Source organism: Haloarcula sp. JP-Z28, from assembly GCF_011440255.1.
Classification (GTDB): Archaea; Halobacteriota; Halobacteria; order Halobacteriales; family Haloarculaceae; genus Haloarcula; species Haloarcula marismortui.
On record NZ_JAAOHT010000001.1, the window covers coordinates 127,546 to 146,957 of the forward strand.

Here is a 19,412-nt window from a genome sequence, read left to right on the forward strand (position 1 = left end):
ACAGTGTGGCAAGTACGATTATGTGCGTTCCGGTTGCGGTCGTTCTGCCGCTCCCCGGAGCGCCCCCTCTTTGAGTTCGCGAGCCTTCGCTTCGAGCCGGTCGGCCACAGCATCGGTCGAATCGCCGTTCTCGTGGCCCTCGGCGACGATATCGACCAGCGCGGAGCCGACGATGATACCGTCAGCGCCGGCAGAAACGATTCGTTCGGCGTGGGCACCGGTCTTGATGCCGAACCCGACAGCCTTGGGCACGTCCCAATCGGACAGTCGGGCCAGCGAGTCCTCGGTGGCGTCGTCCACGTCCTCGCGCGCGCCGGTGACGCCCAGACGGGCCTGCACGTACACGTAGCCAGACACCTGTTCGAGCATCCGTTCGAGCCGGTCACCCTTCGTCGTTGGTGCGACAATGAACACCAGGTCGAGGTCGAATTCATCACAGGCCGTCCGGAGCGGGCCGGCTTCCTCTCCGGGGAGGTCCGGGACGACGAGCCCCTCGATGCCGACCGCGGCGGCCTTCTCGACGAAGGGGCGGGGTCCCTGGCTCGCGGTTTCACCGCTCGCGTTTTCCGAGTCGCTTCGCGACTCGCTATCACCCTCACCGTACTGATAGATGAGGTTGTAGTAGGTCATACACACCAGCGGCACGTCCACGTCGAGGTCCTCGACGAACTGGAAGAAGCGGTCAGGCGTCATCCCGGCTTCCAGCGAGCGGACGATAGCGTTCTGGATAGTTTTGCCCTCAGCAATCGGCTCGGAAAACGGCAGGCCGAGTTCGATGACATCCGCGCCGCCGCGGGCTAGCGCCTCGACGTATTCTAGCGACGCCTCGTAGTTCGGGTCGCCGGCCGCAAGGTACGGGACGAAAGCAGGCTCGTCGGCGAACGCGCGTTCGAGTCCCATCAGAGGCCACCCCCGCCGACGCGCTCGAAGATAGACATGTCCGGGGCGATATCGAGGTCACGTTTCGCGGTCTCCTCGATGGCGATTTCGAGGTCCTTGTCGCCGCGGCCGGAGACGTTGATGATGACAGAGTCACCGACTTCGTCGTGGTGCTCTTCGAGGTAACCGAAGGCGTGGGCTGTCTCCAAGGCCGGGATGATACCCTCGTCCTGTGAGAGGCGGTGGAACGCCTCCAGCGCGACGTCGTCGTCAACGTTGACCGGTGTGACGCGCTCCTCATCGACAAGGTGGGCGAGTTCCGGGCCGACACCGGCGTAGTCCAGCCCCGACGAAACGGAGTGGGATTCCATGATCTGGCCGTCCGAATCCTGCAGGAGCTTCGTGCGCGCGCCATGGAGCACGCCTTCGTCGCCAGTTGAAAGTGTCGCGGAGTTCGGTGCGACGCCCTTCTCCTCGTCGACCTGCAGCGAGGAGCCGCCGGCCTCGACAGCGAAGAGGTCGACTTCGGGGTCGTCGATAAACTCGGCGAACATCCCCATAGTGTTCGACCCGCCGCCAGCACAGGCCATCACGGAATCGGGCAGGCCACCGGTCGTCTCACGTATCTGTTTGCGGGCTTCTTCGGAAATGACCGCGTGGAAGTCACGCACCATCTTCGGGAACGGGTGCGGACCGACGATGCTCCCGATGACGTAGTGGGTGTTCTCGACGGTGGTCGCCCAGTCCCGCATCGTCTCGGAGATAGCTTCCTTCAGCGTGCCGCGGCCGACCGTGACGGGGTTGACCTCGGAGCCGTTGATGCGCATCCGGAACACGTTGGGGCGCTGGCGCGCGATATCGCTCTCGCCCATGTAGATCTCACAGGGCATATCGAGGTGGGCCGCCGCCATCGCCGTCGCCGTGCCGTGCTGGCCCGCGCCGGTCTCGGCGATAATCCGCTCCTTGCCCATGTACTTCGCCAGCAAGACCTGTCCGAGCGCGTTGTTGAGCTTGTGTGCGCCGCCGTGAAGCAGGTCCTCGCGCTTGAGGTAGACGTCCGTGTCGTACCGGGCCGAGAGCTGGTCCGCGTACTGCAGCGGCGTCGGTCGGCCACCGAAGTCGGCCAGCCGTTCCCGGAATTCGTCCATGAAGCCGTCCTCGTTTTCGAGCACGTACCGCTGGTAGGCGTCGGTCAGCTCTTCGATAGCTGGCATCAGCGCCTCGGGCACGTACTGTCCACCGTACTCGCCGAACTTGGGGTCGTATGCGTCGTCAGTACTCATGTGTCTGTAGTTGTTGTCTCAACTGCATCAGTGTTCGCGCGTGTCAGTCGCCGCGTGTTCGCTTCCACGTCCGTCGCCGCGTCGTGGTCCATGATAGCCGAGCCGATCAGCAGGGCGTCCGCACCGGCGTCGCGCATCCGCGTAACGTCGTCCGCTGTCTGTATGCCACTTTCAGCAATGAGTGTGACGCCCTCCGGGACATCTGGCGCGACAGCTTCGAACGTTTCGAGGTCAACCGCTAGCTCGCCGAGGTCGCGGTTGTTGACGCCGATGATGTCCGCGCCGGCGTCGAGCGCCTTCTCGACCTCTGCCGCGGTGTGAGTCTCCACGAGGACCTGGAAGCCGCGCTCGCGCGCAGCCGTGAGGAGATCCGCGAGGTCGTCGGTCCCGTCCGCTTCAAGAAACCGGACGATGAGCAGGATCACGTCCGCTTCGACGACATCCAGCTGGTTCTCGTGGAGGATGAAGTCCTTCCGCAGGACAGGCACGTCGACAGCCTCACGAACCCGTTCGAGGGTCGCCGTCGACCCGCCGAAGTGGTCCGGCTCTGTCAGCACCGAGAGCGCTGCCGCACCGCCCTCGACCATCTGTTGTGCGAGGTCGACTGGGTCGTCGGTCCGCTCGCCGTCGGCGGTTGGACTCGTCGGCTTGATTTCGGCGACGACTGGTGTCCGTCCGGCGTCTGCCGCCGCGTCAAAGGCGTCGGGCAGCGAACGGGGCGTCACCGATACCCGGTCACCGCCGCCACCGCGCTCCCGCGCCGCGTCGAGAATCGATTGAACCGCTGGTGCTATCTCCTCACTGTCGTCCATTACTGAACACTAACGTACAGAAGTGTACATAAGAGTTGCCCTATTCTCTCAGAGGGGCGGGACACGGCGGATACTGCTTGCTGTCAATAAGGCCACAGTTCTATGATGTCTCGCGTTACATGTTCACATATGTCGTTCCAGACAGCCATCCGGCCAGCCGAGTCGGTGGACATTGCGGATATCCGCCGGGTCGCCAGAGCCACGTGGCATACCGTGTACGACGACATTCTCGGGGCAGAGACAGTAGAAGGACACCTCAAAGAGGGGTATGCGCCGCCGCTGTTGGAGCAGATGATCGAGCTCGACGAGGTCGGCCTGTTCGTCTCGACAGCCGACGACGACGTAGTGGCGTACATGAGCTGTGGGATGACGGACGCGACCGGCTTCGGCGACCTCGACCTGTACGTCCACCCGGACTACTGGGGAGAGGGTATCGGGACGGAGCTGCTACACCGCGGCGAACAGCACTTGCACGACCTGTCCGTTCGGAAAATCCGCGACGAGGTTCTGGCAGAAAACGAGGTCGGCAACGCGTTCTACCGCGCTCACTTCGAGAAAGTCGGCCAGCGGACCGCAGAGGTCGGCGGACAGGAGCATCCGGTGAACGTGTACGAGCGGCGATTGTAAACGCCGGCTCGCATTCGCAGCCCACAGTACGTGTGTGACTCACACGCTCTCGTAGCTCGTGTAACAGCGTTTAAGCCGCTGAAACCGCTTCGTCGGTGCAATGAGCTACAAGATCGGACTCGTCGGCAAGCCCTCTGTCGGCAAGTCCACGTTTTTCAATGCGGCGACGATGAACGATGTGCCGGAGGGCGCGTACCCGTTCACGACAATCGACCCGTCGATGGGCGAAGCCTACGTCCGCGTCGACTGTGCGGCTCCAGAGTTCGACCACACCTGCACGCCCAACCACGGCTACTGCACGGAGGGCGTCCGGTTCGTCCCGACAAAACTCGTCGACGTGGCCGGCCTCGTCCCCGGCGCACACGAAGGGAAGGGGCTGGGGAACCAGTTCCTCACGGACCTCAACGAGGCCGACGTGCTCGTCCACGTCGTCGACTTCACCGGTGAGACTGATCTGGAGGGTGAACCCACCGAGGACCACGACCCGCGCGAGGGCATCGACTTCCTCGAAGACGAACTGGATATGTGGTATCTCGACATCTTAGAGAAGGGTATCGAGCGCTACCGCTCGGGCTATCACGGCGAGGACAAGGCCATTGAGGACGACCTCGCCGAGCAGATGTCGGCGTTCAAAATCAATGCTGACGAGATCAAACAGGTCGTCCTCGCGCTGGACCTGGAACTAGACCCTGACACCTGGGACGACGAGGACAGAGAGGCACTCGCTCGGGAAATTCGCATCCGGACGAAACCGATGCTCATCGCGGCAAACAAGATGGACACCCCAGCGGCGCAAGAAAACTGGGAGCCAATCACCGAGGACCCGGAGTACGAGCATCTCACATTTGTCCCGGTCTCAGCTCACGCGGAGAAGGCACTGAAAAACGGCAACGAGCAGGGGGTACTCGACTACCGGCCGGGCGACGAGGAGTTCACCGTGACGGCAGACCTGCCCGAAGAGAAGGCCGCAGGGCTCGAACAGATCCGGAAGTTCGTCACCGACTTCGGCGGCACGGGCGTCCAGCAGGCCCTCGAAACCGCGCTGTTCGAGGAACTGGGAGCTATCGCGGTGTTCCCCGGGGCTCGCAAGCCCCAGGAAGACGGGACCTTCCTGCAGGACTGTTTCGTCCTCCCAGACGGGTCGACCGCCGAGGACTTCGCGTACTTCCTGCACACCGATATCGGCGAGGGATTCCTCCACGCCCACGACGTGCGCACCGAGCGACAGATCGGTGCTGACACTGAACTTGACCATCGGGACGTGGTCGAGATCACGACGACGAACTGAGCGGATCGCTGTCGGCACTGCTTTCCGACCCAGCGACAGCCGGGCTACAACAGGAGGTGTGCCAGCAACGCAATGATGGCGACTTTCTTGACGAGAATAACACCGATAATCAGTTGCGTCGTCGAGAGCGCCCGGACGCGTTCGATACCCCGCCGGATGAATGCAGGCGATTGGGCCAGTTCATCGACCAGTAACCGCCACTCCGCACGGAACGTCTCGGCCGCCGACCCCTCGCCGTCGGTGTAGGCGGCTTCCGGCCGTGGCAGCCATTGTGACCCCGTGTATTCGAGTTCGACCAGCGACCCCTCTAGATGGCTGGCCTGCTCGAACTGCAGGCCGTTGGCTTCACAGAGCCGTTCGACCTTGGCGATGTCGCGGTCGCTGTTCAGGTCGTAGCGCCGCTGTATCGCGTCGGTCGCCCAGTCGAACTGGAATCGACAGACGAGTTCGCTCTCGCCGACCCACACGTCGACGATTTCGGCCAGTTCGACCGTGCCGGCCGTCTCTTTCCGCTTCCGGTGGAGGTGTTCGTACTCGGCGGGGGACTCCGTTGAGGCCGTCACCTGGGACTCCGTCTCGGGCATACTTCTCGGCAGGAGTGTTCGGCTGACGACACTATACGTTTTCTCCCGCTGGAATGGTTGGCACTCCACGACCGAAGCGAGACGAGGGCCTGCCAACGACACGGTCAGAGGTCGACCGGACAGCCGTTGATTTCGCCGCCACGCATCCCCTCGGCGAGCCAGTAGACGGAAAGGGTCAACACCACGAGCGCAAGCAGCGCGAACTCCAGCCCGTCCAGCGGCAGAAACAGCAGCGAGGTCGAGACGCCGAGCAGTGACAGCAGCCCCAGCAGCACCGCCGACCCGCAGGCCGCACAGCCCGCACCGAGCGTTCCAAGGACAACGCCCGCGACGCCCGCACCGCCCTGCTGGAGGTCGAGGCCGTGCTCGCGGAAGTGGTACGTCACCAGACCGATGTCGACGCCGGTGAGGACGGCGACGACGAGTAGCAGGATTCCCTGTGCAAGGTTGAACGACGTGCCGATGAACGGGTACAGTTCAGCGAGCACGCGCAGGCGGCTAGCAAGCGGGAGCGACCCGCCGACCACGAGGTCAAGCACCAGCGGGACGTTCAGTGAGACGACGAACAGCGTCAGCGAAACGATGGCAGCGATCACGGCGACCGCCGCATAGACCGGCAGCGTGAGCACAAGCCTGACCGTCCGACCCATGAGTCGCCAGTCGCCGCGCGTCGTCGGCAGTCGGAGCCCGCGTGCGATGCTCATCCGTCGCGCTCTCCCAGCGCCTCCGCGATGAGGTCGTAACTGACGCTCCCGTTGACCTTTGTCACGAACTCGCCGTCCTCGAACAGCAGAATAATCGGCGTCGTCTCGCCCAGTCCGGCGTCCTCGGCTGCCTGAATATCAGCCTGCACAGCGTCGTTATGTGCCTGTTCTTGCGCGTCGCGTGCGACCGCCTCGCCATCTACCGCTGTCTCCTCGGTGAGAAACATCGCCGTCCGGTCCAGGACGTTGTCCGGGTCGAACGACGACTGCTCGGCGAAGTAGTGCTCAAACAGCGCCCAGTACGCCTCGCTGTCGCGGGCGAACGTCGACTCCAGCGCCTGTGTCGCCGGCTCACCCCAGGGGTAGATGACTGGGTATGTCCGGACGACATACGCACCTTTGCCTGCGTCCACGATGTTCTCTCGGATATCCGGCAGTGTTTCCTCGTGGAAGCGGCGGCATGTGGGGCAGGAAGGGTCTTCGAACGCCAGAATGACGTGGCCACCCAGCTCACCGCGGCGGGGCTGGGCGTCGAGGTCGGCGGCTGCCGGGTGGTTGTCGACGGATTCAGCGCTGTCCGCCTCGCTACTGCAGCCTGCGACTGCGCCGACGACACCCACCCCGGAAAGTGTGAGAAAGCGTCGTCTGTTCATATACGACTGGTTGGCCCGCGTGGGTTTAGCGTTTGTTCCACTGTGTGGCCCCGATGAGTAACCGTCTTGTCGCCGGCAGCGGTAGCATCTACCGGCCGATGACGACGACTCACTGGGCCGAGCCGGGGTGACTCCCTGTTGATGACGAGCCCTATGAGTACCGAGGCCAGCGTTCTATCCATACATTTGCGAGGAGAAGTGAACGAACGCCAGAGAAACCAATCAAGGGATAGAGACTCTATCTGGCATTTAACCTCAGTTGGTATCTCGTGTCTGTTAACTATCAAAAACTCACTGCTAACAAGCGAGCGGCCGACGAGATTCTAACCGCCGTGAATCAAGGAAAGCGAATGGATTTGGTTGCGGGTTCTATTTCGACCTCACCACCGATCGGAATGGGGCACGTCGGATACGTATGTCCGAACTCGCAATTGAAGACAACAGGTGCGTTCGGATTGTACGTTTTGAGGATGTCAGCAATCGTGTCGCGCTGGCGCTCTCGATACTCCTCTCGCCATTCTTGTGGGTTTTCTTCAGCGTGTGAGCGTGCACAGGCGCGTCCGACAAGCACACCGTCGAATCGTTCGAGAAGACCCCGTTCGCCGAGTGCCCGGAGGTTCGCACCGACGACAGCCGGGTCAGGGATCAGTTCGCTCGTCTCCAACGCAAGCACAGTGCCGTTCAATGCCTCAGGATCAGGCAGGTAGCGGTCGGCGAGGAACTGCTCAACGAGGACTGCATAGCAACCGCCCCAGATTCGACCCGAGACAGTCTCTTCACCACCACGCCAGAGTCGGCCATCAGAGTGTTCGATCTCGCGCGTGGTTTTGACTGATTCCGGATCTTCCCAGTTGCCGGACTCATCAGTGAAAACTTCCGCTTCGGTCCACTCGCCGACGGAATCCTCGAAAAGCGCACGCCGCAGGTACTCTTTGGTGTAGTCAAACATCTCGCCATCCATCGCGTATTCAAGCAGGGTGGATCCGCCGTAGTACGAAACGATCCCGTGATTCCAGAGGAACAGAGCCAGATTCGTGTTGTCTGAGTATCCGTAGAATCGAGTCGGGTGTTCGCGGAGTACGTCCCCATCGAGAAACGGGAGCATCGTGATCTGGTCGTGGCCCCCGATATTAGCGATCACGGCTGAAATGTCTGGGTCGCGGAAGGCCTTCATAATCTCTTCGGCGCGCGCCTCTGGATTGTCCGCAAGCCACTCCGGGTCGGCGGTCGCGGTCGGATACGCAACCGGATCAAGATCAAAAACCTCGCGCATTCGTTCAAGACCGAGTTCGTAGATGAACTGTGCAGACTCGGGTGCGTTTGATGCCGGTGCGACAACCGCGACCCGATCACCAGGTTCGACAGGGGATGGAGTAAGGAAGTCGGTCACAGCTGGCATCTGTAGAGCTGATTATATATTTTTTATCAAGCCCTGTACCATAGCATCAAGAGAGCTGGAGACTGGCAAGACAAGCACGAGTGCGAAGCTTGGCATCTCTTTGCAACTGTACAAATTGACCATCGAAAAGGTGCCACCCAGATTCACACAGCAGGTCTCACCACAAACGGGTGAATGCAAGATATGCGTCTTGTACCTTGCACAGCACGTCCTAACAGAACCCAGAGACGACGGCTTCACGACCTTCGGTCAGAGCCAGCGGTGTTGTTCACTCGAATCTCATAGCATATACGAGAGGAGTAGCAAGCGGGGGTGAACGGGTTACGGATTGAAAAGCGTCTATAGCCGCCCTAAAGCATTCACTATGGATATGTGGTGAGTCGTGAGTGCCGAGGCCGCTATCTTTGAGAGTAGACCACAGCTCTGACTATATCTGGCTGTGGCCAGAGTCGGCACGAGTTTCGGTCGTGTTCTCATCGGGCGGCCAGATACGGAAGGAGCAACGCGTGTCTGTCGAGCGGCTCCGATGCCACCGGTCGGTTTCGGTGCGTGAGAATTCCCAGTATGCCTTTATTTTGTTCGGCTGAGCAACACACATGAGCGTCATCTGTGAATTTGAGTTGCAGTCCGCAGATATGCCGCTGTGTGCGGTTGCTGCGGAACTGAACACCCGACTGATCGTCGACACCGTCGTCTCTGGCACGACCGACGAACCGGCACTCGTGTTCTCCGCGACGGGCGTCGAACCGGACGCACTTGAATCAGCATTGCTCGGCGACGAATCGGTCGTGGAGTTCGTCGCCATGGATTCTGCTATCGTCGAATCACGGTATCGGGTCGTCCTCGATACAGACTACGTCGAAATGTACACCCAGCTCGTCGACCGGCAGACGTATCCGATGGGTGCGCTCGTGACCGAGCACGGGTGGAAGGTGAGCACGCAGTTCGCCGACCGGGCAGACCTCGAAGTGTTCCGGGACACCTGTCAGTCCAGCAGTGTCACGTTCCGCCCGCACCGGCTCTGTGAGACAGAACACGGCGGCGATGACTACGGACTCTCCGCCCCACAGCGAGAGGCACTGCTAGCAGCCCATCGGCAGGGATACTTCACCGTCCCTCGCGAGGCAGACCTGACGGACCTTTCAGCGGAACTCGACACGACCACGTCCGCGATTTCGGAGCGGCTCCGTCGTGGCACGGACCGGCTGATCGACCACCCGATTGCCAGCTCCGAACAGTGACAGCCGGCTAGCCAGAGCGCGGCTATTTCGGCAAGAGACGTCCTCTTATAAATTGCTGTACATATGTTGGCAACGGTTAGGGCTGGGACTTGCGTAGCACTACATGACGGTGACCCAATATGACCATCCACCAGCACCCACACGTCACTGACCGCGACGCACACTTCGTCGGGGGCGGTATTGCCTCCCTGGCTGGCGCGGCGTTCCTCGTCCGGGACGGCAATATGCCCGGCGAAAACATCCATGTCTACGAAAAGCTGGACGTCGTCGGTGGCGCGATGGACGGCGCTGGCGACCCGGACGAGGCGTACCTGATCCGGGGCGGTCGGATGTTCAACTACCCGGCGTATGAATGTACGTGGGACCTCTTCGAGACGATTCCGTCGCTCGAAGACGACTCGCGCTCGGTCAAAGACGTGATGGACGAGTTCAACGAAACGCACCCCTCGTACGCGAAAACACGGCTGATGCACGAGGGCGAACGAATCGACGCGGGCGAGTACGGACTGACGCGCCAGCACCGGCAGTCGATAGTTCGGTTGCTCCTCACGCCCGAACCGCGACTCGGTGACACGCGCATCGAGGAGTGGTTCGACGAGTCGTTCCTGGAGACGAACTTCTGGTACGTCTGGGCGACCATCTTCGCGTTCCAGCCGTGGCACAGCGTCGCCGAGGTCCGGCGATACATGTACCGGTTCCTCCACGAGTTCCCGCAACTGCACACCATGGAGGGTATCGACCGGACGAAGTACAACCAGTACGACTCGATGATCCTCCCGCTCCGACGCTGGCTCGAAGACAGGGGCGTCTCCTTCGAGTACGGCCACGAGGTGACCGATATGGATATCGTCCCGTCGCGGACAGGGCGCACCGTCGAGCGGCTCTACTGTGAAACCGACAGCGGCACCGAGTCGGTTCCAGTTGAGCCGTCCGACCTCGTGTTCGTGACGAACGGGTCGATGACCGACGGCTCGTCTATCGGCGGGATGGACGAGGCCCCCGAACTGAACGAGACCGGGGCGTCGTGGGAGCTGTGGAAGTCCATCGCCGAGGACAACCCACAGTTCGGCAACCCGTCGGTGTTCGCGGACAACGTCACGGAGACGAAATGGGAGTCGTTCACCGTCACCCTGCACAACACCGACTTGTTCGACCACATCGTCGATTTCACGAACGAGGAACCGGGCAACGGGCTCGTCACCTACCTCGGGTCGAACTGGCTGTTGTCGACGGTCGTCGCCGCACAGCCCCACTTCGCGAACCAGCCGGACGACGTGAAGGTGTTCTGGGGCTACGCGCTGTTCCCGGACCGCGAAGGGAACTACGTGGAGAAGCCGATGTCCGAGTGTACCGGCCGGGAGATTCTTCAGGAGCTGTGTTACCACCTGCAGTGCGAGGACCGGCTCCCGGAGCTACTCGACGACGTGACCTGCATCCCGGCGATGATGCCGTTCATCACGGCGCACTTCCAGCCCCGAGAACCCGGTGACCGGCCCGATGTCGTTCCGGACGGGTCGAACAATCTGGCGTTCCTCGGACAGTACGCCGAACAGCCACGGGATGTCGTGTTCACCGTCGAGTACTCGGTCCGGTCGGCGATGACAGCCGTCTACGAGATGCTCGACCTCGACCGGGAAGTCCCCCCGGTGACCAAACACTACCGGAAGCCGGGTGTCATCGCAGACACTGTCCGTGCCGCGTACCGCTGAGGGAGTCGACGGCGGTACGGGCGCGGACATTCCAGCACTTTAGTACGGTGACAGAGATGGGTGTGTATGCACACATCGACGCACTCCGCCCGGAGGTTACGATGGTAAATCTCGCGCTCTCGGCGGCGCAGCTTCTCGTGGCGCTGATACTCGTCGGACTGAACGGCTTTTTCGTTGCCGCTGAGTTCGCGTTCGTTCGCGTTCGCGGCACATCGGTCGAACAGCTCGCTGACGAAGGCCGGGCCGGCGCAGGCTCGCTCCAGGCAGTGATGGCGGACCTAGATAACTATCTCGCGGTGACCCAGCTCGGGATTACGCTTGCCTCGCTGGGACTGGGGTGGGTCGGTGAGCCCGCCGTCGCAGCGCTGCTTGAACCCGTCCTCGCTCCGGTACTGCCCGAGACCCTCCTCCACCTCGTGGCGTTCGCAATCGGCTTCACAATCATCACGTTCCTCCACGTCGTCTTCGGCGAACTCGCGCCGAAGACGTTTGCGATTGCTCGGACTGAGCGGCTCTCGCTGTTGCTTGCGCCGCCGATGAAGCTGTTTTACTACCTGTTCTATCCTGGTATCGTCGTCTTCAACGGCTCGGCGAACGCCTTCACGCAACTGCTCGGCGTCCCGCCGGCCTCGGAAACGGACGAGACGCTCGGCGAGCGCGAGATACGCCGAGTACTGGCCCGGTCTGGCGAAGAGGGGAACATCGACGCGGCGGAGGTCGACATGATAGAGCGCGTGTTCGACCTCGACGATACGGTCGTCCGGGAGGTCATGGTCCCGCGCCCCGACGTCGTGAGCGTGCCGGCCGACGCCACGCTGTCGGATATCCGGGCAGTCGTTTTCGACGAGGGACACACCCGCTATCCGGTGGTCGATGCCGACGACAGCGGTCAGATTGTCGGGTTCATCGATGTCAAGGACGTGCTGCGGGCCGGCGAGGAAGGCAGCGAGGACGCGACTGCCGGCGATATCGCCCACGAGATACCGGTCGTCCCGGAGACGACAGCTATCAACGACCTCCTGTTGCAGTTCAGACAGGACCGCCGGCAGATGGCCGCGGTCATCGACGAGTGGGGGTCGCTGGAGGGCATCGCGACGATCGAGGACGTGGTCGAGGCCGTCGTCGGCGACCTGCGCGACGAGTTCGATGTCGACGGCCGCGAACACGCCATCCGCAAGCAAAGCGACGGGAGCTACGACGCCGACGGCGGCGTCCCGCTGTCGACAGCGGGCGAGGCGCTCGGTGTCGACCTCGACAGGGACGCGGTCGAAACCATCGGTGGGCTGGTGCTGAGTCAGCTCGACCGCGCTCCGGAGGTCGGCGACACCGCCGAAGCGGCCGGATACGTGTTCGAGGTGACGAGCGTCGAGGGCACCCGTATCTCAACGGTCCAGATCAGCGAGGGCGATATCGACGACTCGCCGTCGGCTGAGTGAGCACCGTTCGGACTGTCGGCCGAGTGGGTAACTCTCACACGGTCTGCTGTCCGTCTTTCGAGAATGTCGCCATCACGGATGGCGAGTATCCCGTCGCAGTCACAGCCACCAGTCTCAGAAGAACTCGCCTAAGTAGACGGATTCGGGCTCGAAAACGTCAGCGAGTGGACTGCGGGCCGACTCGTCGTGTATCTCCAGCCCAGCCAGGCGTTCAGCGGCGTCGACGCCGTGCGTCCCGACGGCCAGTTGTGAGAGCGTCGCAATGTCGACGGCCACATCGGCTTTCGAGTCGCTGGCTGGAAGCGGGTCGACCGTCGCAGTGCCGCCGTTCACTGACAGCCGGAACAGGCCGTCGTTGCGGTCAAGCAGCGGATCGTTCACCGAGAGCGTGCAGTCGAGGTCGCCCCCGGGCCAGTCGAGGCGTTCGAGGTAGTCCACGTCGGTGAGCCGAACCATCGGCCCGGCCTCGACCGTGCAGTCGACCGCCCCGGGGTCGTCGACGCGATGGAAGAGGTCAGTATCAGGCGGTAGCTGGAGCGTGACGCGCTCTATCTGTGCGCCGTGATGCCCGAAGAACGCAAACAGCGCGCGGCGGGCCTCCTCGTCGACAGCCGCGAAGTTCGAAACCGAGAGCGTGTTGTTAGCATCGTCCGCGACGGTGTACACGACGTACCCCTGAAGTTCACCGTCGCGTTCGTAGCCGTAGCAGTACGGGACGCCGTCGTCGTCCCAGTCGGCGAGGGTCCGCTCGCGCCACCACGCCTCCGAGCGCCGGAGCGAGAGCGCTGTCCCGGCGGCTGCAGCCGTCTCGACCCGACGGAGCCGCTCCCAGTCGTCGGCGTCGAGGCGGACCAGCTGTCCGGCAGTGTCGTCGTCCGGGAGCGCCGACGGCGGCAGGTCGAAGCGGCGATAGGTGTTCGCCGTCCCCCAGCCCAGACGGTGGTAGAACGGCGTCGAGAACGGCCAGAGGGTGACGAACCCGACATCGGCTTTGCGGTACGCAGACAGTGCGTGTCGGCAGAGGTCGGCGGCGAGCCCCTGTCCGCGGTGTTCGGGTGGTGTTGCAACCGCGCCGAGGCCGCCGACCGTCGTCGCCGCGCCGCGAACAGTTGTGTCGAGGAAATACAGCTTGCAGACGGCCCGGAGGGTGTCACCGTCATAGAGGCCTCGCTGGTCGAACAGCGACGGCGGCCAGTCACCGTCCGGGTCCGGCGGCACCGGACCTGTTTCGGGCGCGAACGCGTACTGAAGTATCCGCTGGCAGGCTTCGCGGTCAGTCGTCGGGACGGGGCGGAATTCAGACATACTGTCCCGGGTGTCCGCCAGCTACAGAAAGCTAGTCATCTGCGGGTCGGCGTCGCGGTCCTTCCTGGGAGTGGGGCGTCACGGCACGTACCAGATACCCCGGTCCCGGTCGAGGAGTGACCCGACGACGATGTGTGGGAGCGCAACAATGCTAATAAACATACTCCAGAACGCTACCGCGCCGGGGAGCAGGTCACTCGTTCCAAGCGGGTTCGGGAACGCACAGTAGACGGCGACGAAGACGCCGAAGGTGGCCAGCGCTCCAACGACGAGGACGACCCAGGCGCGGAGTGCAACAGTCGAGGGGTCCGCGCCGCCGAGCAGGTCCCAGCGCTCGTCGCCGACCGGCTCCGTCTCGACGGCCGCCGTCCGCGCCACCTGTCGGGCGGAGTACCAGAATGGGAAGTACAGGCCGACGGCGACGAGGACCGGGACAGACGCGAAGAATACCGCAAGGAGCAACGATTCTCCGGCGTCGATAAGCCAGGAACGGCCGCCGCCGCGCACGTATCCCAGCACGATATGCGCCGTTAGGGCGAGCCCGTAGCCCGACCCGATGACGAGCCGAGTTGTGTCGAACGACCCCGCGTACGACGAGAGGGCTCCGGGTTCGACGAGGCCGACCATCAACGAACTAAACGCGTGGAACGTCTGCGGCCAGAACACGATTGGGACGAGCATCACCGCGCCGCCGCGGACGGCCGCCGCCAGCCCGCGCTGGAACCGGGTCTGCAGGTGGTCGGTACCGCTCGTAGCTTCCAGCACTTGCAGGCCACCGAGACCGCCCTTCGCCATAGCGACGGTCAGCGCCAGCGCGAGGCCGGCGACTGGCGCGGCGAGGAACAGGCCGACGAACCCGCCGATAGCCGCCAGATACACCCCGACGTAGCGCCAGCGGAATGAGTGTCGGCGGCGGCGGAGGTTCTCGAAGTGCTCGTACCCGCCGTGGGGGAGATTGAGCGCGACCATCCCGACGAGGTACACCACCATCTGGGCCCGGAGCGGAACTCTGACCTCGGCAGCGCCGAGGAGCCCGAACGTGACAGCGAGTACCAGCAGGCTCGCCCGAGAGAGCAAGAGCGACGGATGGCGGTCTGTATCCCGATGCCGCTGCCAGAGGGACTCCAGGCCGGTCGTTGCCATATCGCGAGCTAGGGAAATACTCACAATAAACGAAACAAGCGATTCCAGCGAACTGGGAACAGACCGCTGGTTTGAATCATGAGCTGTCTGTTATGAAGCGCTGGGAATCCGAGGAACCCTTTTTCAGGCGTAGTCGTTAGCAACGGCTATGCGTGATGGCCTCCCAAGCGACCGGACGGTGACCGTCGTCGGTGGCGGCTTCGGCGGCCTCTCGGCTGCGTGCTATCTCGCTGACGCCGGGGCCGACGTGCAATTGCTCGAACGCTACGACCGCCTCGGCGGCCACGCGGGCGTCCTCGAACGCGACGGCTTCCGCTTTGACACCGGCCCGTCGTGGTACCTGATGCCCGATGTGTTCGAGCGCTTCTTCAAGCACTTCGACCGCGAGCCCGCGGACTACTACGAACTGGAACGGTTGGACCCCCAGTACCGGGTGTTCTGGAAGGACGGCGACCGCGTGACGATGCGGCCAAACCGCGAGAACGCGTACGAGGTCTTTGAGTCCTACGAGGACGGGGCCGGCGACGCGCTGGTCGACTACCTCGACACGGCCGAGCGCAACTACGACCTGGCGATGGACCGGGTCGTCTACGAGGGCCGCGAACGGCTCCGGGACTACGTCGACCCCGACCTGCTCCCGCTCGCACCGCGGGCGCGACTGTTCGGCTCGATGGACGACTACGTCAGCCGCTACATCGACCACCCGAAGCTCCGGCAGTTGCTCGAATACACGCTGGTGTTTCTCGGCGGCGCGCCACACAACACTCCCGCGCTGTACAGCATCATGAGCCACGTCGACCTGAACATGAACGTGTTCTACCCCGAAGGCGGCATCGCCGGCGTCGTCGACGGCCTCGGGTCGCTGGCTCGGGAACTCGGCGTCGACATTCAGACCGGGACCGAGGTCCAGCACATCGCCGGCGAGGCGGGGGTGTTCGAACTGACCACCGAGGACGGCGTCGTCGCCTCCGATGTCGTGGTCAGCAACGCCAACCCCGCCTACACCGAGCAGCATCTGCTTGACCCCGCTGCCCGCGACCACAACCCGGACCACTGGGACGACCAGACCTACGCGCCGTCGGCATTCATGTTGTATCTCGGTGTCGAGGGCGACGTGGACCCGCTGGCGCATCACTCGCTGGTCCTGCCGACGGACTGGGACGGCCATTTCGAGCAGATATTCGACCGCCCGGGGTGGCCCGACGACCCCGCATATTACCTCTCGGTGGCGTCGAAGACCGACGAGACGGTCGCCCCCGACGGCCACCACGCCATCGTCGTCCTTGTCCCCATCGCGCCGGGGCTGGACGACGGCCCCGCGATTCGCGAGGAATACAGAGCGTTCGTGCTGGACGACCTCGCCGAGCAAACCGGCGTGGACCTCCGTGACCGCATCGTCGTTGAAGAGACGGCGTGTGTCAGCGAGTTTGCCGAGCGCTATGGCGACCCGCAGGGGACGGCGCTCGGGCTGGCGCATACCCTGTTCCAGACCGGGCCACTCCGTCCCAGCCACCGCGCCGGGCTTGAGGGGCTCTACTACACCGGGGCCTACACGACGCCCGGCATCGGGATGCCGATGTGTCTTATCAGCGGCGAGCACACCGCCCGGGACATCGTTGAGGACAGCCCGTTCGAAACGAAGAGGGGCCGCTCGGCTTCGACGGCGGATTGACGCTGCCGTGCTCGATTGGCAGTTCACGCAAACCGCCTAAATCACGACGCGATAGCGTGACACGCACACCGCAGCCCAGCCTCGAACGGTTTATTGTCCCCCTTCAGGTAACGGAGGCATGGAGAAGCTCCGCGATTCACTGCACGAGGCCCCGATAATCGATAAGGACGGATACTCCTATCTGGTCCACCCGCTCAGCAACGGCGTCCCGATGCTGGAGCCGGAACTCCTCCGCGAGGTCGTCGTCGGTGTGACGCGGGCGGCCGACCTCGACGTGGACAAGATCGTCGCGCCTGAGGCGATGGGTATCCACATCGCGACCGCACTCTCGCTGCAGACGGACATTCCGCTTGTGGTCATCCGTAAGCGCTCCTACGGTCTCGACGACGAGGTCCCGCTGCACAAGACCACCGGCTACTCCGAATCGGAGATGTTCATCAATGACATCGAGGCGGGCGACGACCTGCTCATCGTTGACGACCTGCTCTCGACCGGCGGAACGATGGCCGCCATCTGTGAGGCGCTTGACGACATCGGGGCGGACATCTCTGATATCGTCGTCGTCTTCCGGAAACAGGGCGAGTCGGCGCTTGACGACACTGATTACGATGTGACCAGCCTGCTCGACATCTCGGTCGACCAGGACGGCGTGACTATCCACGACTGAGAGTGACTGCGGCCCCTGTTTACCCCTGCTCGACAGCGGCAGCCATGTGCTTTCGGGCTTCTTCGGGGGTCATCCCACGAACGCCACACGCACAGGAGAGCAGGTCGGGGTCGGTCAGGTCGTCGACCTCCTCGGCGCTGGCCCGGTCGAGTGCGTCCTCGTCGGCGTCGTAGTCGAACGTCACCCGATATGTGACCTGTGCCACGCCCTCTATCTGGTGGGACTCGTCGGGGTCCGGGTTTGCGATGGCCTCAGCGTGCTCTTCCTGCATCGCGGACTTCCACTGTTCGAGGTTCGCCTCGGGGTCCGAATCGTCGGGCATACGCTGGCTGTCGGCGGCAGGCCTGAAAAAGCGAGCGCTGGCGCTCCGGTCAGGCGGGAGCCGAGAAAGAGGGCGGCTCTCGGAACGCTTTTTCGGCCGGCAGACGCTGGCTTTCCTGTGGTCGACTCCCGATCTGTCTCCGACCGACCTCGGCTCCTGTTGGCCGCGGCGACTACCGTCGCCACCGTTGCGACGGCCGGCAGCCTCTATCTCTCGCTGGGCCTCGGGCTGACGCCCTGTCGGCTCTGCTGGTATCAGCGAATTCTGATGTATCCATTAGTGGTCGTTCTTGGCGTCGCTGCTGTCGAGCGCCGTCTCGGCGTCGTCCGGACAGCACTGCCGCTTGCGGTGCCGGGAGCGGCCATCGCGGCCTACCACTCCTGGCTGCAGGTGAGCCAGACGACCTGTGGCATCGGCGCGATCAGCTGTGCGCAGATTCAGTACCGCGTGGTCGGCCTGACCGTGCCGAATCTCTCGCTGGTGGCGTTCGTGCTGGTGACCGGGCTGGTCGTCGCGGCCGCCCGAGCGTCTGGCAGTCAGTTCTGATTCGCGGGTGCGACAGAGCGAGTGAGCGGCCGATACCGGACAGCCTTCGCCGGGACCGCACCCCTTTTTCCGGTCGCCCGTCGTGCCCCCGATATGGAGTACACCAGACTTGGTTCGACCGGAACAACGGTTTCACAGCTCTGTTTCGGTACCTGGCGCTTCGGCCGGGAGACCGGCGGCGTCGTCGAGACCGACCGCGAGGAGGCCCACGACCTGCTCGATGCGGCGTGGGAGCGCGGCATCAACTTCATCGATACTGCCAACGTCTACGGCAATCCTAACGGGACCAGCGAAGCGTACATCGGCGAGTGGCTCGACGATTACGACCGCGAGGACTTCGTCATCGCCTCGAAGGTGTACTTCCCCTTCGACGGTCGCGGCGAGCCCGGTCCCAACGACGCCGGCCTGGGCCGCAAGCACATCCGCGCCCAGATCGAGGGGACACTGGACCGTCTCGATACGGACTATCTCGACCTCTACTACATCCACCGTTGGGACGAGCACAGCGATATCGAGGAGACGCTGTCGACGCTTGACGACCTCGTCCGTTCAGGGACGGTCCACCACCTCGGCGCGTCGACGATGGCCGCCTGGCAGCTGACCAAAGCCCTGTGGAAGAGCGACGTCGAGGACTACGAGCGCTTCGAGGTGACCCAGCCGCTGTTCCACGCCGGCTACCGCGACGACGTGAAAGACTATCTCGATGTGTGTGCCGACCAAGACATCGCGGTCTGTCCGTACTCGCCGCTGGCCGGCGGCTTCCTCACGGGCAAGTACGAGCGCACGGACGACGACGACCCGACGGCCTTCGAGGGGCCGGAAGGCTCCCGAGGCTCGCTGTCCGACCGCTTCGAGGATTTCTACCTCTCCGAGCGCGGCTGGCACGTCCTTGACGAACTCCGCGCTGTCGCGGACGAACTTGACGCCACGCCCGCACAGGTCGCGCTCCGCTGGCTCATCGAACAGCCGGACTTCACCTGCGTCCCCATCGTCGGCGCTCGCACTGTCGACCAGCTCGACGAGAACGTCGGCGCGACGGACATCTCGCTGTCCGACGACCAGTTCAACCGGATTGTGAGCGCCCGCTACGCCGAGGACGGCGAGCGCTGGGGCCACCGAGCGTAATCGGGAGACGAACTGAC

General features: G+C 63.5%; 19 protein-coding genes. 9 read left to right on the top strand and 10 right to left on the bottom strand.

Features of this window, described 5'->3' with window-relative positions:
* Window positions 1–18 precede the first annotated feature (18 nt).
* The 3 genes from trpA to trpC are packed head-to-tail and all read right to left on the bottom strand — an operon-like array spanning window position 19 to window position 2,974.
* Window positions 19–900: a tryptophan synthase subunit alpha gene (gene trpA, locus G9463_RS00610; protein WP_004958029.1), complete on the bottom strand. Its 882-nt coding sequence runs from the start codon at window positions 898–900 to the stop codon at window positions 19–21.
* Window positions 900–2,162 (bottom strand): tryptophan synthase subunit beta, encoded by a 1,263-nt coding sequence (gene trpB, locus G9463_RS00615; RefSeq protein WP_004958030.1) that lies wholly within the window; start codon window positions 2,160–2,162, stop codon window positions 900–902. The genes trpA and trpB overlap by 1 nt, the downstream gene beginning before the upstream one ends.
* Window positions 2,159–2,974, bottom strand: coding sequence for an indole-3-glycerol phosphate synthase (gene trpC, locus G9463_RS00620; RefSeq protein WP_165895687.1), 816 nt, complete (start codon window positions 2,972–2,974; stop codon window positions 2,159–2,161). Before trpC ends, trpB begins: the two co-directional genes overlap by 4 nt.
* Window positions 2,975–3,103: 129 nt before the next feature.
* On the opposite strand from trpC, the gene G9463_RS00625 reads away from it, so the two are divergent.
* Together G9463_RS00625 and G9463_RS00630 are read left to right on the top strand one after the other, a co-directional pair.
* The gene (locus tag G9463_RS00625) at window positions 3,104–3,601 is read left to right on the top strand and encodes a GNAT family N-acetyltransferase (protein ID WP_165895688.1); all 498 of its coding nucleotides are present in this window, start codon (window positions 3,104–3,106) and stop codon (window positions 3,599–3,601) included.
* A gap of 100 nt (window positions 3,602–3,701) precedes the next feature.
* Window positions 3,702–4,889 (top strand): redox-regulated ATPase YchF, encoded by a 1,188-nt coding sequence (locus G9463_RS00630; RefSeq protein ID WP_165895689.1) that lies wholly within the window; start codon window positions 3,702–3,704, stop codon window positions 4,887–4,889.
* 44 nt (window positions 4,890–4,933) lie between these two features.
* On the opposite strand, the gene G9463_RS00635 is transcribed toward G9463_RS00630, so the two are convergent.
* The 4 genes from G9463_RS00635 to G9463_RS00650 form a co-directional block, all read right to left on the bottom strand.
* A complete protein-coding gene (locus G9463_RS00635) occupies window positions 4,934–5,473 on the bottom strand; it encodes a hypothetical protein (protein ID WP_004958043.1) in 540 nt (179 codons plus the stop codon).
* A 104-nt stretch (window positions 5,474–5,577) separates the two neighbouring features.
* On the bottom strand, window positions 5,578–6,177 hold the full coding sequence (locus G9463_RS00640; RefSeq protein WP_004958045.1) for a hypothetical protein: 600 nt from the start codon (window positions 6,175–6,177) through the stop codon (window positions 5,578–5,580).
* Window positions 6,174–6,830: a thioredoxin domain-containing protein gene (locus tag G9463_RS00645; protein ID WP_011223908.1), complete on the bottom strand. Its 657-nt coding sequence runs from the start codon at window positions 6,828–6,830 to the stop codon at window positions 6,174–6,176. The genes G9463_RS00640 and G9463_RS00645 overlap by 4 nt, the downstream gene beginning before the upstream one ends.
* A gap of 337 nt (window positions 6,831–7,167) precedes the next feature.
* Entirely contained in the window at window positions 7,168–8,229 is a 1,062-nt protein-coding gene (locus G9463_RS00650) for a S66 peptidase family protein (RefSeq protein ID WP_193569490.1), read from the bottom strand.
* Between the two features lie 596 nt (window positions 8,230–8,825).
* On the opposite strand from G9463_RS00650, the gene G9463_RS00655 reads away from it, so the two are divergent.
* The 3 genes from G9463_RS00655 (at window position 8,826) to G9463_RS00665 (ending at window position 12,615) form a co-directional block, all read left to right on the top strand.
* Window positions 8,826–9,470 carry a helix-turn-helix domain-containing protein gene (locus G9463_RS00655; protein WP_165895690.1) on the top strand — a complete coding sequence of 215 codons (645 nt, stop codon included), beginning with the start codon at window positions 8,826–8,828 and terminating at the stop codon, window positions 9,468–9,470.
* A gap of 119 nt (window positions 9,471–9,589) precedes the next feature.
* Complete coding sequence (locus tag G9463_RS00660) at window positions 9,590–11,179, top strand: oleate hydratase (RefSeq protein WP_165895691.1); 1,590 nt, start codon at window positions 9,590–9,592, stop codon at window positions 11,177–11,179.
* A gap of 56 nt (window positions 11,180–11,235) precedes the next feature.
* The gene (locus G9463_RS00665; RefSeq protein WP_165895692.1) at window positions 11,236–12,615 is read left to right on the top strand and encodes a hemolysin family protein; all 1,380 of its coding nucleotides are present in this window, start codon (window positions 11,236–11,238) and stop codon (window positions 12,613–12,615) included.
* A gap of 114 nt (window positions 12,616–12,729) precedes the next feature.
* Here the strand turns inward: G9463_RS00665 and eis are convergent, their stop codons facing one another.
* Together eis and G9463_RS00675 are read right to left on the bottom strand one after the other, a co-directional pair.
* Window positions 12,730–13,920 (bottom strand): enhanced intracellular survival protein Eis, encoded by a 1,191-nt coding sequence (gene eis / locus G9463_RS00670; RefSeq protein WP_165895693.1) that lies wholly within the window; start codon window positions 13,918–13,920, stop codon window positions 12,730–12,732.
* A gap of 78 nt (window positions 13,921–13,998) precedes the next feature.
* Window positions 13,999–15,063 (bottom strand): Brp/Blh family beta-carotene 15,15'-dioxygenase, encoded by a 1,065-nt coding sequence (locus G9463_RS00675; protein ID WP_165895694.1) that lies wholly within the window; start codon window positions 15,061–15,063, stop codon window positions 13,999–14,001.
* A 148-nt stretch (window positions 15,064–15,211) separates the two neighbouring features.
* Here G9463_RS00675 and G9463_RS00680 point away from each other — a divergent pair, with 148 nt between their 5' ends.
* Entirely contained in the window at window positions 15,212–16,735 is a 1,524-nt protein-coding gene (locus G9463_RS00680) for an NAD(P)/FAD-dependent oxidoreductase (protein WP_165895695.1), read from the top strand.
* Between the two features lie 118 nt (window positions 16,736–16,853).
* Window positions 16,854–17,402: a hypoxanthine/guanine phosphoribosyltransferase gene (gene hpt, locus G9463_RS00685; RefSeq protein ID WP_165895696.1), complete on the top strand. Its 549-nt coding sequence runs from the start codon at window positions 16,854–16,856 to the stop codon at window positions 17,400–17,402.
* A 19-nt stretch (window positions 17,403–17,421) separates the two neighbouring features.
* Here the strand turns inward: hpt and G9463_RS00690 are convergent, their stop codons facing one another.
* Window positions 17,422–17,724 carry a hypothetical protein gene (locus G9463_RS00690; RefSeq protein ID WP_121302604.1) on the bottom strand — a complete coding sequence of 101 codons (303 nt, stop codon included), beginning with the start codon at window positions 17,722–17,724 and terminating at the stop codon, window positions 17,422–17,424.
* 117 nt (window positions 17,725–17,841) lie between these two features.
* Here G9463_RS00690 and G9463_RS00695 point away from each other — a divergent pair, with 117 nt between their 5' ends.
* Window positions 17,842–18,270, top strand: coding sequence for a disulfide bond formation protein B (locus tag G9463_RS00695; protein WP_165895697.1), 429 nt, complete (start codon window positions 17,842–17,844; stop codon window positions 18,268–18,270).
* 93 nt (window positions 18,271–18,363) lie between these two features.
* Entirely contained in the window at window positions 18,364–19,395 is a 1,032-nt protein-coding gene (locus G9463_RS00700) for an aldo/keto reductase (protein WP_165895698.1), read from the top strand.
* Window positions 19,396–19,412 lie beyond the last annotated feature (17 nt).

Excerpts from the sequence above, each read along its gene's own strand:
- G9463_RS00675 (WP_165895694.1), bottom strand. The coding sequence starts at position 15,063 with ATGGCAACGACCGGCCTGGAGTCCCTCTGGCAGCGGCATCGGGATACA.
- trpC (WP_165895687.1), bottom strand. The coding sequence starts at position 2,974 with ATGGACGACAGTGAGGAGATAGCACCAGCGGTTCAATCGATTCTCGAC.
- G9463_RS00690 (WP_121302604.1), bottom strand. The coding sequence starts at position 17,724 with ATGCCCGACGATTCGGACCCCGAGGCGAACCTCGAACAGTGGAAGTCC.
- G9463_RS00635 (WP_004958043.1), bottom strand. The coding sequence starts at position 5,473 with ATGCCCGAGACGGAGTCCCAGGTGACGGCCTCAACGGAGTCCCCCGCC.
- hpt (WP_165895696.1), top strand. The coding sequence starts at position 16,854 with ATGGAGAAGCTCCGCGATTCACTGCACGAGGCCCCGATAATCGATAAG.
- G9463_RS00660 (WP_165895691.1), top strand. The coding sequence starts at position 9,590 with ATGACCATCCACCAGCACCCACACGTCACTGACCGCGACGCACACTTC.
- G9463_RS00655 (WP_165895690.1), top strand. The coding sequence starts at position 8,826 with ATGAGCGTCATCTGTGAATTTGAGTTGCAGTCCGCAGATATGCCGCTG.
- G9463_RS00630 (WP_165895689.1), top strand. The coding sequence starts at position 3,702 with ATGAGCTACAAGATCGGACTCGTCGGCAAGCCCTCTGTCGGCAAGTCC.
- G9463_RS00680 (WP_165895695.1), top strand. The coding sequence starts at position 15,212 with ATGCGTGATGGCCTCCCAAGCGACCGGACGGTGACCGTCGTCGGTGGC.
- G9463_RS00650 (WP_193569490.1), bottom strand. The coding sequence starts at position 8,229 with ATGCCAGCTGTGACCGACTTCCTTACTCCATCCCCTGTCGAACCTGGT.
- G9463_RS00625 (WP_165895688.1), top strand. The coding sequence starts at position 3,104 with ATGTCGTTCCAGACAGCCATCCGGCCAGCCGAGTCGGTGGACATTGCG.
- trpA (WP_004958029.1), bottom strand. The coding sequence starts at position 900 with ATGGGACTCGAACGCGCGTTCGCCGACGAGCCTGCTTTCGTCCCGTAC.
- G9463_RS00645 (WP_011223908.1), bottom strand. The coding sequence starts at position 6,830 with ATGAACAGACGACGCTTTCTCACACTTTCCGGGGTGGGTGTCGTCGGC.
- G9463_RS00665 (WP_165895692.1), top strand. The coding sequence starts at position 11,236 with ATGGGTGTGTATGCACACATCGACGCACTCCGCCCGGAGGTTACGATG.
- trpB (WP_004958030.1), bottom strand. The coding sequence starts at position 2,162 with ATGAGTACTGACGACGCATACGACCCCAAGTTCGGCGAGTACGGTGGA.
- G9463_RS00700 (WP_165895698.1), top strand. The coding sequence starts at position 18,364 with ATGGAGTACACCAGACTTGGTTCGACCGGAACAACGGTTTCACAGCTC.
- eis (WP_165895693.1), bottom strand. The coding sequence starts at position 13,920 with ATGTCTGAATTCCGCCCCGTCCCGACGACTGACCGCGAAGCCTGCCAG.
- G9463_RS00640 (WP_004958045.1), bottom strand. The coding sequence starts at position 6,177 with ATGAGCATCGCACGCGGGCTCCGACTGCCGACGACGCGCGGCGACTGG.